Genomic DNA, 14,696 nt, shown 5'->3' with positions numbered 1-14,696 from the left:
GAAATCGAGTATTAGATCCAGGGTATCCGATGTCAAGTATTCAGACCGAGCGCTCGAAGAGCAGTTCCAGGCCGTCTTCCTCGTCCCACTGCTCGCCGGCCTCGAGGAAGCCGAAGCCTGCGATGGTCGCGAGCGAGGCGGCGTTGGTGGGGCTGATCGAGGCGCGCACGATCTTCACGCCAGGCTCAGCAGCCGCGCGCTCGATCAGCGCGGTGAGGATCGCCTTCGCGTAGCCCCGCCGCCGGTACGCCGCGTCGACGGTGTAGCCGACCTCGACCATGCCGTTCTCGTCGGGCGGACCGTGATAGCCGCCGTGGCCGATCACGACGCCTTCGGGCTCGGACACGGCTGCGCGGACGATCCAGCGCTGGGCCTCCGGATCGTCCTCCAACTGGGCGATCCGGTAGTTCCAAAGCCACTTCGACTCGTCGTTGGTGAAGAGCTCGGTCAGCTCGACACCAGCTTCCCGACTGGCTGTGGTCAGGTTGTCATCGAGCAATGCGGCCATCGTCGTAGGGGACAACTCTACGAACCGGATCTGCTTCGGCGTCATGGCGTCGATGCTGCTTCGCCCGGCGGCTCCGCGTCTATTTGTTTAGCGCCTCCGAGTACCAGGGCTTGATGATGCCGTCGATGATCGCGAGCCGTTCGTCGAACGGGATGAAGGCGGACTTCATCGCGTTGATCGCGAACCAGCGGAAGTCGGCCAGGCCGTAGTCGAAGGCCTCGGCGAGCAGGGCGAGTTCGCGGCTCATCGACGTACCGCTCATCAGCCGGTTGTCGGTGTTCACGGTGACCCGGAACTTGAGCTTCGCGAGCAGGCCGATCGGGTGCTGGGCGATCGAGTCGGCCGCGCCGGTCTGCAGGTTGGAGCTCGGGCACATCTCCAGCGGGATGCGCCGGTCGCGTACGTACGCCGCCAGCCGGCCGAGTTCCACCTTGCCGGCCGGCCCTGCGCTCTCGTCGTACGAGATGTCGTCGATGATCCGTACGCCGTGGCCGAGCCGGTCCGCGCCGCACCACTGGATCGCCTGCCAGATCGAGGGCAGGCCGAACGCCTCGCCGGCGTGGATGGTGAAGTGCGCGTTCTCGCGCTGCAGGTACTCGAAGGCGTCCAGGTGCCGGGTGGGCGGGTAGCCGGCCTCGGCGCCGGCGATGTCGAAGCCGACGACACCGCCATCGCGGTAGGCGATCGACAACTCGGCGATCTCCATCGACCTCGCCTGGTGGCGCATCGCCGTCAGCAACTGCCGGGCCACGATCGGGCGCTCGGCCTTCGCCATGCCGTCCTCGAACCCCTCGCGCACGGCATCCACGACCTGCTCGAGGCTGAGCCCCGCGGTGAGGTGCTGCTCCGGGGCGTACCGGATCTCGGCGTACACGACTCCGTCGGCGGCCAGGTCCTGGACGCACTCACTGGCGACCCGCTTGATCGCCTCGGCGTTCTGCATCACCGCGACGGTCTGGTCGAAGGTCTCCAGGTACCGCTCGAGCGATCCGGAGTCGGCCGACTCGACGAACCACTGCCCGAGCTCGCCGGCATCCGTCCGCGGCAACTTGTGCCCGACCTCCGCCGCCAGCTCCACGACGGTCTGCGGCCGCAACCCACCGTCCAGGTGGTCGTGCAGCAAGACCTTCGGCGCGACCTTCAACTGCTCCTGCGAGATCATGCCGCCATCTTGCCCCAAGCTGCCCGCCGAAGGCCTTCGTGTCGCCGACGGGGTCGGTCACATCCTGTCTCGCATGACCTCGACTCCCACCGCCCGGCCCTCGATGCCGGCTTGGTACCCCAACTTCCTCGAGACGGTCGCCGCCCATCTCACGGCGGACCGCGAGCCACTGCTCGTCCACTGGTCGATCGGCCGGGAGATCCTGCACTGGCAAGAGAAACCGGACTGGACGAACCGCTGCCTCGTCCACCTCTCCACCGACCTCACGGCCCGCTTCCCCGCGCACAAAGGCCTTTCGGTCCGCAACCTCAGCTACATGCGAGCCTTCGCCGAGGCCTGGCCGCACGAGGCGTACGCCCGCGGCCCACTCGCCCAGCTCCCCTGGTACCACCACCTGACCCTGCTGCAACTCCTCGACAGCCCCACCCTGCGCCTCTGGTACGCCCGCGAAGCCCTCGACAACAACTGGACCCGTGCCGCCCTCAGAACCAACATCACCGAAAACCTCTACCGCCAGGTCCATCTCCGCCGCCCCGCCAAGCCCAGCTCAGCCGACTGACCGCTCCTGCGCACCCATCCGATCGCCGTTCCGACACGCCCGAGCCCGCTGCCCCGAGCTGCCCCGCCTGGTTTTCCGGGTGGAAAACGGCTGGAGGGGAACGTGGTCCGGGAGAGCGAGAAGGAGTGGGATGACTGAGATCGGGAATCTCAGGCGGTGTGGATCCGGAAGACCGGGACGCCAGGGGCTACGTGCAGGAGGGTTTCGACAGGGGAGTCCTTGCGGACGTCCTTGCCGAAGAAGGCGCCGACCTCCCAGGCCCACTTCTTCAGGTAGGTACGGATGATGTCGGGCTTGTCGGCGTCGGCGAGTTCTTCGGCGCGGAAGGACTCGATCTGGCGGCCGACGCGGAGGGTGCCGGTGCCGCTGGCGCGCAGGTTGCGGACCCACTGGACGTGACCACGCGGCGCGACCAGGTAGCGCTGGCCGTCGACGACGAGCAGGTTGACCGGGTTGCTGCGCCACTCGCCGGACTTGCGGCCCTGCACCGAGAGCACCCGGCTGCCCATCAGGCTGATGCCGAGGTTGGTCAAGCCGGCCACCACCTTGTTCATCGCCAGCATGCTGCCGCGGCCGGTGGTCACCACTCGCTTGTCGTTGTACTCCTGCATCAGGATCGCCTCCCAGTTTGCGAGAGCGGTGCTCTCTGTTGTGACCAGTGAACACCCCATCGCCACGCGAGTCAAGAGCAGTGCTCTCGATTTAGTCCGGTGATCATGGCAGACTGCGCGGTATGAACGCCGGACGGACCGCCCGTGACCGAGCCCGGGCCGAGCTGACCCACGAGATCAAGGACGCCGCCCGCCGCCAGCTCGCCATCGAAGGCGCCGAGCGGCTGTCGCTGCGGGCCGTCTCGCGCGAGCTCGGCATGGTCTCGTCGGCGCTCTACCGGTACTTCCCCAGCCGCGACGATCTGCTCACCGCGCTCATCATCGACGCGTACAACGCGCTGGGCAGTGAAGCCGAGACAGCCGCCAAGAACGCTCCGACTCCACGCGAGGCCTGGCTCGCCGTCTGCCGAGCCGTCCGGTCCTGGGCGATCGCGCACCCCCAGGAGTATGCGCTGATCTACGGGTCGCCGGTCGCCGGCTACAAAGCGCCGGAGAGCACGATCGAGCCAGCGGGGCGGGTGGCGATCGCATTGCTGGGCATCTTGAGTGAGGCGCAGGCTTCCGGCGTACTGACTCCGCCTGCTGACACACCGGAGCCGAGCGGATTGATGGTGGAGCAGCTGGGCATCCTGGCCGAGCTCGCGCCCGGAGTACCGCTGAAGGTGCTGGCTCGCGCGATGATCGCGTTGACCCAGCTCTACGGGATGGTCAGCTTCGAGCTGTTCGGGCAACTGGTCGGGACGATGGACCCGGCCGACGAGTTCTTCGCGGACGCGACCGGCCAGCTGGCCACCTTCATCGGTATCGGCTGAGGCTTCCACCGAAGGCCAGCGGCAACGGGAAAGCCAGCGCGCGATCCACCCGGCGGACGTACGTCTCGCGCGGAATCGAGACCGCGCCGAGTGTCGCCAGATGGCTCGTCACCCACTGGATGTCCAGCACGCGCTCGGAGGCGAACTTGTCGCTGAGCAACTCGATCAGCCCCAGCACCGCCGCCTTCGAGCCGTCCGTCTTGTGGTGGAACATCGACTCACCCGCGAACAGCCCGCCGATCGCCACGCCGTACAGGCCGCCGGCCAGCTCGTCGCCGTCCCACGCCTCGACCGAGTGGACCCAGCCCATCTCGTGCAATTTCGTGTACGCCGCGATGATGCCGTCATCGATCCACGACCCCGGCCGGCTCGGGTCGGCGCAGGCCCGGATGACCTGGTCGAACGCCGTGTTGACCCGGATCTCGAACCGCTGCCGCGCCCGCCGCAGCGACCGCGACGGTTTGTAGCCGTCGACCTCGATCACGCCACGATCCACCGGCGACCACCACAGCAGCGGCCCATGACTGTCCGGCATCGGGAACAGACCCCGCTTGTACGCCGCCAGCACGGTGCCCGGCTCGAGATCCGCCCCGGCCGCTACGACGTCGCTCGCACCGGCGACCGCGACCGGCGGGAATTCCCACACGGAGGGAGGTGGATCGATTGGCACCCCACCATCCTGACCTACTCCACCGACAGACCTCATGCCCGGGCTGCCGCAACATTTGTTGACATGTCTAGGTGTTGGCAGCATATGCTGCTGAGCATGGAGATCGTCGAGGAGATCGAGGGTTCCGGCGGGCTCGGCGGGCTCGCACGGATGACCGAGGTGATCGCCGCGCTCGAGCATCGGCGTACCGAGCTGATCGAGCAGTTGCGGTCGCAGCGGCTGGCGAGCTGGGAGGAGATCGGGCAGGCGTGCGGGATGACCCGGCAGGGCGCGAGTCGGCGCTGGTCGAAGCAGTCCCAGGCGGCATCCTTCGGTGACGCGGCCGCGGCGTACCAGCGTGGGCGGCCGTCGTATCCGGTGTCGGCCGTCGACTGGCTGGTCCCCGGTACTGCGAAGTCGGTGCTCGATCTCGGCGCAGGTACTGGCAAGCTCACGCAACTGCTGGCCGCTCGCGACCTTGCGGTGACGGCCGTCGAGCCGCTGGCCGCGATGCGCGAGGAACTGGTCGCGACGGTGCCGTCGGCCGACGTACGGGATGGTTCGGCCGAGGCGATTCCGCTGGATGACGGGGCTGTTGACGCTGCTGTGGTGGCGCAGGCGTGGCACTGGTTCGATCCGGCTGTCGCGCTGCCCGAGATCGCGCGGGTGCTCACTCCCGGCGGGACGCTCGGGCTGGTGTGGAACATCCGCGACCACACGGTGCCGTGGGTGGCCGAGCTCGATCGTGTGCTGCACCGGCACGCTCGCCAGGAGATCGACTCATCACCACCGATCGGTACGCCGTTCCGCGCGGTCGAGCGACTCGAGATCCGTTGGGAGCACGCGCTGACCCGGGCAGAGCTGCTCGACATGGTCGCGTCACGGTCGTACGTCATCACCATGCCGGCCGCGGACCGCGACGAGCTGATGCACCAGGTCACCGAGTTGCTCGACTCGCATCTGGACCTGCGCGGTCGCAAGAATCTGACGATGCCGTACGTCACCCGGTGCACTCGCGCCCAACTCGGTCGGTAGGCAGGGGACCGGCCAGGGTTTCTCCCGAGTGGCGCGAGCTGGGGTGGCACGTAGAGTTGAGGGTGCTGCGCCTGTCCTTGAGTCTCCGGGGACGGGTGTCCGAGTTGTGAGGGAGTGCTGTGGCCGGAGTAGCCAGGTTTGTTGCCAGCAGTCTTGCGCCTGCTGCCCAGCGGTTCGCTCCGCAGGCGGCGGCCGGCGTACTCCGTCAGGTCCTGGAGATCGCGATCGACGGGTACCAGCGGTTTCCGGGCGCCGAGAAGGTCGCCGAGAAGCATTTGGCCAAGCACGACGGCGATGCGGAGCTCGCGGTCGACACGGTGATCGAGCAGCACATCCGGCTGGCCAGCGTGCAGGGGTTCGTCACCAGCATCGGCGGGCTCGTCACGCTGCCGGTCGCGCTGCCGGCCAACTTGACCGGCCTGGCGGTGGTACAGGCTCGAATGGTCGCGTCGATCGCTCATCTGCGCGGTTTTGATCTGGACGACCCGCGGGTGCGGACGGCCGTGATCACCTGTTTGCTCGGCGAGGATGGCGTGACGGACCGGTTGAAGAAGGCGAGTCTGCCGACTTCGCCGCTGGCGATCGCGACCGCGCCGGTTTTCGACCCCGAGCTGGACCGGTTGGTGGCCGGCGAGGTGGTGGGTGAGCTCATCGCGCGGATCGGCGGGAAGCGGATGGGGCTGATGGTGACGCGACGGGTTCCGCTGCTCGGCGGCGCTGTGGGTGCCGGGGTTGATGGCTGGTCGACGTTCCGGATCGGCCAGTACGCCGACAAGAGCCTGGTCCGGCGGATCCGCCGGCCGATCGAGCAGTAGTAAATCCTGAGGAAACTGTCGGTGGTGCGTGTCAGCATGATCGGGTGAGTACACGTCGGGCTGAGCTTGGGGAGTTTCTGAAGGCGCGTCGCGCCAAAGTGACGCCTGAAGCCGTCGGGCTGCCTCCAGGCGGGCGGCGGCGTACTCCGGGCCTTCGGCGCGAAGAGCTGGCCCAGCTCGCCGGGGTCGGCGTGACTTGGTACACCTGGCTCGAGCAAGGCCGGCCGATCAATGTCAGCGGGCAGGTGCTCGACGCGGTCGCGACGACCCTCGGGCTGAATCAACTGGAACGCGCGCACCTGTACTCGCTGGCCGAGGCGACACCGTTGCGCACGAAGACCGGCGTCTGCGCGAACGAGTCGGTGCTGAGCGAGATCCTGGCCGCACTCGATCCGCTGCCCGCGCTGATCACCAACAAGCGCTACGACATTCTCCAGTCCAACAAGGCGTCCAAGGATCTCTACCACGACTGGCACACGCTGCCCTGCATCCACCTCAACCTGCTGTGGTGCATCGTGACCGAGCCGCTCGCGCGCGACCAGCTGCTGAACTACGACACCGAAGTTCCGTACCTGGTCGCCCGGATGCGGTCGGCGTACGTCGAACACATCGGCGACCCCGACTGGGAGACCGACCTCACCCGCCTCCGCAAACTCAGCCCGGAGTTCGAGCAACTCTGGGCGAGGCACGAGGTGGCGGACGGTGAGGCACGGCTGCGGCGGCTGGTGCATCCGGTCGCCGGGGAGCTGTCGTTCACAGTGACGGAGCTGGCCGTGCCGGCGCATCCCGACCTGGTCCTGTTCGTCGACACCCCGGCGGACGACAGCACCCGCGAACGGCTACCCCTGACCCGCCGGCAACCAGCCGAGGTCTAGGAGCTCCGCCGCTCGCAGCGACTCCTGGCCGTTAGCCGGCGAGGGCTTGGACGACTCGGCTGGCGGAGGGCTTGCCTAGTTGGGTGGACATCCAGGCGCTGGTGGTTACGAGGCTTTCGAGGTCTACGCCGGTTTTGATGCCGAGGCCGTCGAGTTGCCAGAGGAGGTCTTCGGTGGCGAGGTTGCCGGTGGCGCTTTCGGCGTACGGGCAACCGCCGAGCCCACCTGCCGAGCTGTCCACAGTGGTGACGCCCTCGCGGAGTGCGGTGAGGGTGTTGGCCAGCGCCTGCCCGTAGGTGTCGTGGAAATGCACGGCCAGCTTGTCGACGCCGACTCCGGCTTTCTCGAACGCACCGACCAGAGCGACGACCTGACCCGGCGTCGCGACGCCGATCGTGTCGCCGAGCGAGAGCTCGTGGCAGCCGAGCTCGACCAGCCGCGCGCCGACCTTGACCACCTGGTCGATCGGTACGTCGCCCTCCCACGGATCGCCGTAACACATCGAGACGTACCCACGAACGCTCAACCCCTCGTCGAGCGCGCGCCGCACGGTCGGGGCGAACATCGCGAACTGCTCGTCGACCGTCGAGTTCAGGTTCTTCGCAGCGAAAGTCTCGGTCGCGCTGGCGAAGATCGCGATCTCGCTCACGCCGGCCTCGAGCGCCCGGTCGAGGCCACGCTCGTTCGGCACCAGTACCGGCGTACGGAGTCCGTCCGGCAGGTCGAGGCGGGCCAGCAGTTCAGCCGCGTCGGCGAGCTGCGGCACCCACTTGGGATGCACGAAGCTGGTCGTCTCGATCGTGGTCAGCCCGGCCGCGGCCAGGCGCTGGATGAACTCGGCCTTGACCGCGACATCGACGATCGCGTCCTCGTTCTGCAACCCGTCCCGCGGACCGACCTCGTAGATCGTCACGCTCTCGGGCAGCCCTTCGGCCGCGACCAGCTCAGGCTTGCGCACGTGTGCCTCCGTCTCGTGAGCCTGGCCCGTGGGCCGGGAGGGTTCTCCTCCACAATGGCTCGTGATGACAACTCTGGCTGACATTCTGCGCGGGATCGAAGGCGGCGTCTTCCCCACCCCGGACCTGAGCATCACGGTGGTACCGGCTCCGTCCGACCGCGAGGTCTGCGTGGTGGCCTTCACCGCGCACATCGTGATCGCCGCGGACGTCTCGCCGGACTGGGTCGCCGAGCTGATCCCCGACGGCGACTTGTCCGCCCCGCTCAACCCGCCTTTCCTGTACGCCCTGGAGCAACTCACCGGCCGCCGCGTCAACGCCATCGACCAGATGCTCCTGGCCCCCGCCCTCACCGACCCAGCCGAACGCGCCGCCGCCGTCGACGGCCTGATCGAGGTCACCGAACGCGGCCACCCCCGAATCGAACGAGCCTGGCGCTACCGCGACGACGTCCACGCGTACACCAGCCCGTACGGCGGCCTCGTCCTCACCGGCCGAGGCCTGGCCGGCCGCCTGGAAGTAGCCCTCGAGGTCCCCGAGCCAACCCGAGGCACCGGCCACGGCCGCCAGCTAGCCCGAGCCGCCCGAGCCCTCATCCCACCCGGCACCCACATCTGGTCCCAGGTAAGCCCCGGCAACGCCGCCTCCACCCGAACCTTCCTAGCCGCCAACTACCACCCAGTCGGCGCCGAAGCCCTACTCGTCCGCTAACACCTGAGGCTGCCCCCAGCGCCGATCCCCAAAGCCACAATGGGTTTGGCACCAATGGCATCGATTCCCCACCTGACCCGTTGTCCCCAGACTTTTGCACAGCGTTATCCACAGCTTGGGAAACAGCCCCCGCCGCAACCCGCACCGGCCGATCCGAAGGCAACTCAGCTGCCGGCCGGCAAGCCAACCGCAACGCAGGCTGCAAGCCGGGCGGGCGCAAGCGGCTCCACTCTGAGCTCGGGCACACCAGCCGCCGACGGCCGAGTTGGTGGCTGGCGAAAGCAGCTCGCTGTGCGTTAGACGCACCAGCCGCAGGCGGGTTGGCTGGTGGCTGGCGGAAGCTCCGCTGTGGGTTAGGTGTATCGGCCGCTGGCGGGCGGGCTGGCGGGGACTCAGGTGTTGGTTGGGGCTACCAGTTGCCGGAGGGGCCGGTGTGGTCGGAGGAGCTTGAGCCTGCAGGCGGGGGTTTGGCGCGGGGCGATGCGGACCCCGAGCCCGACGGGCTGGAGCCGCCGCCGTGGGAGCCAGAACTGCCAGAGGCGGAACCGACTGAACGTGAGCCGCCAGCGCCGGAGCCCGAGCCGCCCGAACGGGAGCCGCCGGAGCCGCCTGAGCGGGAGCCGCCTGAGCGAGAGCCGCCTGCTCCGGAGCCGCTGGGGCGCGAGCCACCTGAGCGGGAGCCGCCCGCGGAGCCGCCTGATGAGCCGCCGGATGAGCTGCCGGAGGATGAGGTGCCGCCGCCTGGTTCGCCGGCTGAGTGGGCTACTGCGCCGGCTACGGAGCCGGCTGCCTTCTTGGCGCCGGCCATGGCTACGCCTGCTGGGCCGGCGCCGATTGCGCCTGATGCGCCGCCGCCTGCACCAGCAGCCGCGCCGCCGCCAGCGGTGGCACCGGTACCAGCGCTGGCACCGGCGCCTCCGCCTGCCTTGCCGGCGGAGGCGCCGGACGCTGAGGCTGAGCCGGAAGAGCGGCCTACGTTGATGGCTCCTGACGCCAGGCCGCCGGGGTCGGCGGCTGCGGCGCCGGTGCCTGAGCTGCCGCCTGCAGCGGCAGCGGTGAGCGGGACGGTGAAGCGGAGAAGGGCGGGGAGGGCGACGACGGCCAGGCCGAGCATCATCATGCCGGTCAGCGTCTGGATCAGGCCGTCACCGGTCGAGTTGACCATGCCCTCGTGGGTCATCCGGATCGCCGCCGCGTAGATCAGCGCGGCCGCGGGTTTGTACGCGATGAACGCCAGCGCCCAGCCGCAGAACTTCTTGAACCAGGCCTTGCCGAGTTCAGTGTGGGTCGCGACCGCTGCCAGCGGGAACAGGCCGGCCAGCAGTACCAGCATCGCCGAGCGGATCAGCAGCAACACGATCTGGATGAGCGAACCGAACAACACCCCCAAGGCGGAGAAGATGATCAGGAAGAGCGGCATCCGCTGCGCGATCTGGCTGCCGTCCTGCATCATCACCCCTCGCATCGCGTTCTCGAAGGAGACATCCGGCGGCAGCGCCGCATTGACGATGCTCGTGGCGAAGCTGTCCGACCAGGCGGTCAGCACTTGCAGCGTCGCGGTCCCGGCCGCGGACACCAGCACGAACGTCATCATTGCCTTGAGCAACTGTCGCAGCGGGTCGCCGCGCTGCTCCCAGGCGATCCGCATCCCGGCCACCAGGATCGCCAGGGTGAACAGGGTCGTGGTGAGCCAGAAGGTGTGCGTCTGCAGGAAGGCGATCGTCGACTGGTTCTTCCAGTGGCCGGCCGCGTCCTCGGTAGCCAGTGTCGGGCTCTTGATCTGGATCCAGAAGGTCGCCTGCGAGTGCAGGCAGGCGAGCACGGCGTCGGACAGTTGCTGGACCAGCGCTTCGGTGGCCTTGCTGATCACGTTGCCGATGCCTTCGCCGACCTTGCAGCCGATGTCCACTTTTCCGCACATCAGACACCACTCCATTCGACGAAGTCGTTGAGGTTGTGGTGCTGGGAGTACGGCGCGCCGACGTCGCCGGCGTTCGGCGGTGGTACCAGCCGCCAGTCGCCGGCGTGCCAGGTCAGCGTGAAGGTGGCGCTCATGAACTCCGTCTGCACCGGCATCGCGAGCATGATGGTGACGCGGTCGCGGTCGGCGTCGACGATCCGGTAGCCCGCGACCTGCGCCGGGGTCGACGCCGTGTCGGGAGTCTCCTTGCGCACCTCCTGGAGCAGGAGGTCGGTGTTGCGGCCGGGGACCATCAGTTTGGTCGCGGTCGGGATGATCTTGGTCTGGTCGGCCAGGGCGGCGATCACGTTGTACGCCGCGTAGACCGCGCCGGTCGGCGAATGCGCGAAACATCTCCGGAAGCCGTCGGAGTCGGTCTTCCCCGGCCCGTACGCCGACGAGCGCGGCACCACCACTCGACGGCTGACCTCCCACAAGTCAGCCTTCGGCGGCTGGCTCGACGGTGTCGCTTGGTCGCCATCGGTCAAGCCACAGCTGCTCGCAGTACCACCGGACGACCCCGTCGACGTCGAGCCACTCGGAAGAGCTACGGCCTCGCCGGCGGGCTGTGGGGTGCCGGGGGTCGCGCCTTGCTGACTGGACTGACTGGGGTCTTGCAGGCTGGACGCGGCGGTCGAAGGCTGGCCGGAGCCTGCTGTCGAGGGCTGGTCGACGCCACCGGCTGAGCCGTCCCCGGCCGCCCCGCCCTCTGGCTCCCCAGCCCCGCACTCGGACTGGCCGCCAGCGGCCGAGGAGTCTGCGGAGGGCGAGCCGCCAGCAACTCCACCGTCGGCAGACGTGCCGGTGGTTGCGCCGTCGGGGCAGGTGGGGTTGGCGGACGTGGGTGTGGTGGAGGGGGCGGTGAAGAGGAGGAGGGCGCCGCAGGCGAGGATGGCGGTCAGGGTTATGCAGGCGGCGATGAAGCCTGGGCCGTACGGGGACTTCTCTTCGGGCTCGGTCATCGGAAACTCCTGCTTTCCCCTTGTCGGACTGACAGGGAAAGCCTGGCAAAGATCGGCCGATCGCCGCGGAAGTTATCCACAGGCAGCACCTGAACGGGCCTCAGTCACGCTCAATATGCCATCAATCGCGTCTCGACCTGTAGCCGATAGGTCACCCCGTGTAGCGAAGTCACCGCGTCAGCTAATAGAGTCCGCGCATGACCATCGCGCCTTCGCTTTGCTCGCCCCTAGCGCTCGCCGATGCAGAACCCACTCACGCCGCCGAACCCTGGGAAAGCGACGTGATCACCGCGTACGGCCTGCTGCGTGAAGCAGCAGCCGAACTCGATCACCTGATGCGCCATTCCCTCAAGCGCAGTGGTCTGCAAATGGCAATGTTCGAACTGTTGCTGCGGCTTGCCCGCAGCCACGGGGAGAAGCAGCGTCTCACCTCACTCGCCCGGGAGCTGACCGTCACCACCGGCGGCATCACCCGGCTGGTCGACCGCGCCGAGAACCTCGGTCTGGTGCGCCGGGAGCCCTGTCCCGATGACGCCCGCGGCTCGTATGCGGTCCTCACGGAGGAGGGAAAGCGGCGGCTTCGCGACGCGCTGCCGGACCACCTCCTGGAGATCGACAGCCTGTGGATGTCCCAGCTGGCGGACGAGCAGGAACTCGTCCTCGGCAAGCTCCGTCGCGTACGCGACAATGCCCGTCGCTGGCCCAACGGCCGGCCCAACCTCGGTTCGCTGTCCGCGGCCGACCGGATCTGAACCACCTTCGCATTACCCGCTACTAACGGATGCGGCGTCTGGCTGGTGCCGGACGCCGCGCCGAGCGATGGTTGAGCTGTGAACCATCCACTCGTCCGGTCTCCCGTGAGCGACCCTGGTAGCAACATCCCGGCGCGACCAGACCGGCGAGGACTCTTCCTCAGATCGGCTGTCGGCGGCATCCTGGCCGCCGTCGCAGGTCTCGCCGCGGGTTCTGTCGCGGCGGCGCTGCTCGGAACCCGTCAGACGCCCGTCGTGGCGATCGGCTCGGCCTTCATCGACCGCGTCCCGCCGTGGCTCAAGGACCTCGCGATCTCGCTGTTCGGGACGCACGACAAGACCGCTCTCAAGACCGGCATCCTCGTCGTTCTGCTCGCCCTCGCCGCGCTCGGCGGCATCCTGTCGGTACGCCGGTACTGGGCCGGCGCGGCCGTCGTCATCGTGCTCGCGGGCGTCGCCGTCCTCGCCGCGGCGACCAGGCCCGACGCCGGACAGACCGGCTTCGCCCCATCCTTCGTCGCCGGTATCACCGCCCTGCTCCTGCTCCGGCTCTTCGCCACCAGGCTGTCCGGGCTGGCCAGGTACCCCGAGGACGGCGTCAGTCGCCGCGGCTTCCTCCAACTCTCGGCCGGAGTGACGCTCGGCACGATCGCGGTCGGCGCTCTCGGCCGGGTCATCGGCGGGCACCGCGCGGCCGTCACGGAGGCACGCGACGCACTCAAGTTGCCCTTGCCGCCGAGCCTCGACCCGCCGGCCGGAGTACAGGCTGCCGGTGCTGATCCGTGGGCGACGCCCAACGAGGACTTCTACCGGATCGACACGGCGCTGTCCGTGCCGCTGATCATGCCGAGCGACTGGACGCTTCGCATCCACGGCATGGTCGATCGCGAGATCAACCTGAACTTCGCCGATCTGCTGCAGCGCAAGGTTGTCCACAAGTGGGTCACGCTGACCTGCGTGAGCAACGAGGTCGGCGGTGACCTGATCGGCAACGCGCTCTGGTCCGGCGTACTGCTCAAGGACCTGCTGGCCGAGGCCGGGGTGTCGGCCAATGCCGATGCGATCAAGTCGACGTCTAAGGACGGCTTCACGGCCGGTACGCCGCTGAGCGCACTGACCGATGATCGCGAGTCGATGTTGGCGTTCGCGATGAATGGGCAGCCGCTGCCGGTCGAACACGGGTTCCCGGTGCGCATCGTCGTACCGGGTCTGTATGGGTACGTCTCGGCGACGAAGTGGCTGGCCGAGATCGAGGTGACCCGGTTCGATCAGTTCGAGGCGTACTGGACCCCGCGCGGCTGGTCGGAGAAGGGTCCGATCAAGTTGTCGTCGCGGATCGACGTACCGCGATCGAAGGCGTCGACCGGTCAGGTGACCGTGGCCGGCGTCGCGTGGGATCAGCACGTGGGCGTTTCGAAGGTCGAGGTCCGCGTCGATGGTGGTCAGTGGCAAGAGGCCGAGCTGGCCGCGGATGCGTCGATCGACACGTGGCGGCAGTGGCACTGGACCTGGGATGCGCCGCGTGGCAACCACGTGCTGCAGGTCCGCGCGTTCGACGCCCAGGGCAACCCTCAGATCGAGGCGCAGGCCCCGCCCGCCCCGGATGGCTCGACCGGCCTGCACAGCGTCGACATCAAGGTCGGCTAGACCCGCGTCGGGTCAGCGCGGCCGGCCGCGCACCGCGTCGAGTCGCGCGGCCGTCAGGTGCGGCCGGACACCGCGTCCAGTACCAGTGGCAGGAACGTGTGTTCCAACGAGCCGGCCGGGACCAGGTCGGGCTCTAGCAGGCTCTGGGCGCGGGCGCCTTCGTGGACGGCGATGACGAGCCGTACGAACTGCTGTGGCGGGACGCTCATCCGCAGGCCGCTCGCCTTGATGATCTCCTCAACGAGCCGCGTCAGCTGATCGCGGAACATCGCGCGCTGCTGGTTGAGCGCCGCCGCGGCCTCGGGGTGGCGCAGCGCATGCAGGGTGAACTCCGTCGAGATCAGGTGCCACTGCCGCTGGTCGGGCGCGGCCTCGTCCAGCAGGCCCAGTACTGCGTCCAGCAGCGTTCCTGGCTGATTCGCAAGGTCAGGCAGCAGCGCGGCGATCTGCTCGAGCAGGCGATCCGTGGTCGCCTGGAAGAGGGCGAGCACCAACTCGTCCTTGGAGCCGAAGTTCGAGTAGAACGCGCCGCGGGTGAAGCCGGCCCGTTCGCAGATGTCCTCGACCGAGGCGCCGTGGAAGCCGCGCTCGGCGAACACCTCGAGGGCGCCTTCGAGCAGCCGGGCCCGGGTGGCGGAGCGACGTCGCTTGGGCGTTTCCATAGCAGTAGGATACAGTTCTG

16 protein-coding genes are annotated in these 14,696 nt (G+C 68.4%); 8 read left to right on the top strand and 8 right to left on the bottom strand.

Annotated elements, in window-relative coordinates; translation table 11 throughout:
• Nucleotides 1-40: 40 nt before the first annotated feature.
• On the bottom strand, nt 41-553 hold the full coding sequence (locus tag ACIA12_RS21620; protein WP_396368816.1) for a GNAT family N-acetyltransferase: 513 nt from the start codon (nt 551-553) through the stop codon (nt 41-43).
• A gap of 34 nt (nt 554-587) precedes the next feature.
• Nucleotides 588-1,670, bottom strand: coding sequence for an adenosine deaminase (locus tag ACIA12_RS21615; RefSeq protein ID WP_396368815.1), 1,083 nt, complete (start codon nt 1,668-1,670; stop codon nt 588-590).
• Nucleotides 1,671-1,743: 73 nt separating this feature from the next.
• Between ACIA12_RS21615 and ACIA12_RS21610 the strand changes: the two genes are divergently transcribed.
• Entirely contained in the window at nt 1,744-2,229 is a 486-nt protein-coding gene (locus ACIA12_RS21610) for a DUF1016 N-terminal domain-containing protein (RefSeq protein ID WP_396368814.1), read from the top strand.
• Nucleotides 2,230-2,378: 149 nt separating this feature from the next.
• Here the strand turns inward: ACIA12_RS21610 and ACIA12_RS21605 are convergent, their stop codons facing one another.
• Nucleotides 2,379-2,840: a nitroreductase family deazaflavin-dependent oxidoreductase gene (locus ACIA12_RS21605; RefSeq protein WP_396368813.1), complete on the bottom strand. Its 462-nt coding sequence runs from the start codon at nt 2,838-2,840 to the stop codon at nt 2,379-2,381.
• 122 nt (nt 2,841-2,962) lie between these two features.
• On the opposite strand from ACIA12_RS21605, the gene ACIA12_RS21600 reads away from it, so the two are divergent.
• Nucleotides 2,963-3,652: a TetR/AcrR family transcriptional regulator gene (locus ACIA12_RS21600; protein WP_396368812.1), complete on the top strand. Its 690-nt coding sequence runs from the start codon at nt 2,963-2,965 to the stop codon at nt 3,650-3,652.
• On the opposite strand, the gene aat is transcribed toward ACIA12_RS21600, so the two are convergent.
• The gene (aat, locus tag ACIA12_RS21595) at nt 3,636-4,322 is read right to left on the bottom strand and encodes a leucyl/phenylalanyl-tRNA--protein transferase (protein ID WP_396368811.1); all 687 of its coding nucleotides are present in this window, start codon (nt 4,320-4,322) and stop codon (nt 3,636-3,638) included. The two genes, ACIA12_RS21600 and aat, sit on opposite strands and share 17 nt — an antisense overlap.
• A gap of 96 nt (nt 4,323-4,418) precedes the next feature.
• Here aat and ACIA12_RS21590 point away from each other — a divergent pair, with 96 nt between their 5' ends.
• From ACIA12_RS21590 to ACIA12_RS21580, 3 genes are all read left to right on the top strand, one after another.
• The gene (locus ACIA12_RS21590) at nt 4,419-5,336 is read left to right on the top strand and encodes a class I SAM-dependent methyltransferase (RefSeq protein WP_396368810.1); all 918 of its coding nucleotides are present in this window, start codon (nt 4,419-4,421) and stop codon (nt 5,334-5,336) included.
• Between the two features lie 119 nt (nt 5,337-5,455).
• Complete coding sequence (locus tag ACIA12_RS21585; protein ID WP_396368809.1) at nt 5,456-6,151, top strand: EcsC family protein; 696 nt, start codon at nt 5,456-5,458, stop codon at nt 6,149-6,151.
• 44 nt (nt 6,152-6,195) lie between these two features.
• A complete protein-coding gene (locus tag ACIA12_RS21580; RefSeq protein WP_396368808.1) occupies nt 6,196-7,026 on the top strand; it encodes a helix-turn-helix transcriptional regulator in 831 nt (276 codons plus the stop codon).
• A gap of 31 nt (nt 7,027-7,057) precedes the next feature.
• On the opposite strand, the gene ACIA12_RS21575 is transcribed toward ACIA12_RS21580, so the two are convergent.
• Nucleotides 7,058-7,984 carry a hydroxymethylglutaryl-CoA lyase gene (locus ACIA12_RS21575; RefSeq protein ID WP_396368807.1) on the bottom strand — a complete coding sequence of 309 codons (927 nt, stop codon included), beginning with the start codon at nt 7,982-7,984 and terminating at the stop codon, nt 7,058-7,060.
• A 64-nt stretch (nt 7,985-8,048) separates the two neighbouring features.
• Between ACIA12_RS21575 and ACIA12_RS21570 the strand changes: the two genes are divergently transcribed.
• Nucleotides 8,049-8,693 carry a GNAT family N-acetyltransferase gene (locus ACIA12_RS21570; protein ID WP_396368806.1) on the top strand — a complete coding sequence of 215 codons (645 nt, stop codon included), beginning with the start codon at nt 8,049-8,051 and terminating at the stop codon, nt 8,691-8,693.
• Between the two features lie 409 nt (nt 8,694-9,102).
• Here ACIA12_RS21570 and ACIA12_RS21565 read toward each other — a convergent pair whose 3' ends face one another.
• The gene (locus ACIA12_RS21565; RefSeq protein WP_396368805.1) at nt 9,103-10,614 is read right to left on the bottom strand and encodes a hypothetical protein; all 1,512 of its coding nucleotides are present in this window, start codon (nt 10,612-10,614) and stop codon (nt 9,103-9,105) included.
• The gene (locus ACIA12_RS21560) at nt 10,614-11,615 is read right to left on the bottom strand and encodes a hypothetical protein (protein WP_396368804.1); all 1,002 of its coding nucleotides are present in this window, start codon (nt 11,613-11,615) and stop codon (nt 10,614-10,616) included. Before ACIA12_RS21560 ends, ACIA12_RS21565 begins: the two co-directional genes overlap by 1 nt.
• A gap of 197 nt (nt 11,616-11,812) precedes the next feature.
• On the opposite strand from ACIA12_RS21560, the gene ACIA12_RS21555 reads away from it, so the two are divergent.
• Nucleotides 11,813-12,367 (top strand): MarR family transcriptional regulator, encoded by a 555-nt coding sequence (locus ACIA12_RS21555; RefSeq protein ID WP_343966704.1) that lies wholly within the window; start codon nt 11,813-11,815, stop codon nt 12,365-12,367.
• Between the two features lie 105 nt (nt 12,368-12,472).
• The gene (locus tag ACIA12_RS21550) at nt 12,473-14,014 is read left to right on the top strand and encodes a molybdopterin-dependent oxidoreductase (protein ID WP_396368803.1); all 1,542 of its coding nucleotides are present in this window, start codon (nt 12,473-12,475) and stop codon (nt 14,012-14,014) included.
• 53 nt (nt 14,015-14,067) lie between these two features.
• Here ACIA12_RS21550 and ACIA12_RS21545 read toward each other — a convergent pair whose 3' ends face one another.
• Nucleotides 14,068-14,676, bottom strand: coding sequence for a TetR/AcrR family transcriptional regulator (locus tag ACIA12_RS21545; RefSeq protein WP_396368802.1), 609 nt, complete (start codon nt 14,674-14,676; stop codon nt 14,068-14,070).
• Nucleotides 14,677-14,696: the final 20 nt, after the last annotated feature.

The sequence above is a fragment of the Kribbella sp. NPDC051620 genome (genome assembly GCF_044453825.1).
Lineage (GTDB): Bacteria > Actinomycetota > Actinomycetes > Propionibacteriales > Kribbellaceae > Kribbella.
The sequence above is the reverse complement of the archived record's forward strand: the minus strand, read 5'-3'. Positions and strand labels throughout refer to the sequence as shown.

Excerpts from the sequence above, each read along its gene's own strand:
- ACIA12_RS21565 (WP_396368805.1), bottom strand. The coding sequence starts at position 10,614 with ATGTGCGGAAAAGTGGACATCGGCTGCAAGGTCGGCGAAGGCATCGGC.
- ACIA12_RS21610 (WP_396368814.1), top strand. The coding sequence starts at position 1,744 with ATGACCTCGACTCCCACCGCCCGGCCCTCGATGCCGGCTTGGTACCCC.
- ACIA12_RS21570 (WP_396368806.1), top strand. The coding sequence starts at position 8,049 with ATGACAACTCTGGCTGACATTCTGCGCGGGATCGAAGGCGGCGTCTTC.
- ACIA12_RS21560 (WP_396368804.1), bottom strand. The coding sequence starts at position 11,615 with ATGACCGAGCCCGAAGAGAAGTCCCCGTACGGCCCAGGCTTCATCGCC.
- ACIA12_RS21600 (WP_396368812.1), top strand. The coding sequence starts at position 2,963 with ATGAACGCCGGACGGACCGCCCGTGACCGAGCCCGGGCCGAGCTGACC.
- ACIA12_RS21590 (WP_396368810.1), top strand. The coding sequence starts at position 4,419 with ATGGAGATCGTCGAGGAGATCGAGGGTTCCGGCGGGCTCGGCGGGCTC.
- ACIA12_RS21615 (WP_396368815.1), bottom strand. The coding sequence starts at position 1,670 with ATGATCTCGCAGGAGCAGTTGAAGGTCGCGCCGAAGGTCTTGCTGCAC.
- ACIA12_RS21555 (WP_343966704.1), top strand. The coding sequence starts at position 11,813 with ATGACCATCGCGCCTTCGCTTTGCTCGCCCCTAGCGCTCGCCGATGCA.
- ACIA12_RS21620 (WP_396368816.1), bottom strand. The coding sequence starts at position 553 with ATGACGCCGAAGCAGATCCGGTTCGTAGAGTTGTCCCCTACGACGATG.
- ACIA12_RS21605 (WP_396368813.1), bottom strand. The coding sequence starts at position 2,840 with ATGCAGGAGTACAACGACAAGCGAGTGGTGACCACCGGCCGCGGCAGC.
- ACIA12_RS21545 (WP_396368802.1), bottom strand. The coding sequence starts at position 14,676 with ATGGAAACGCCCAAGCGACGTCGCTCCGCCACCCGGGCCCGGCTGCTC.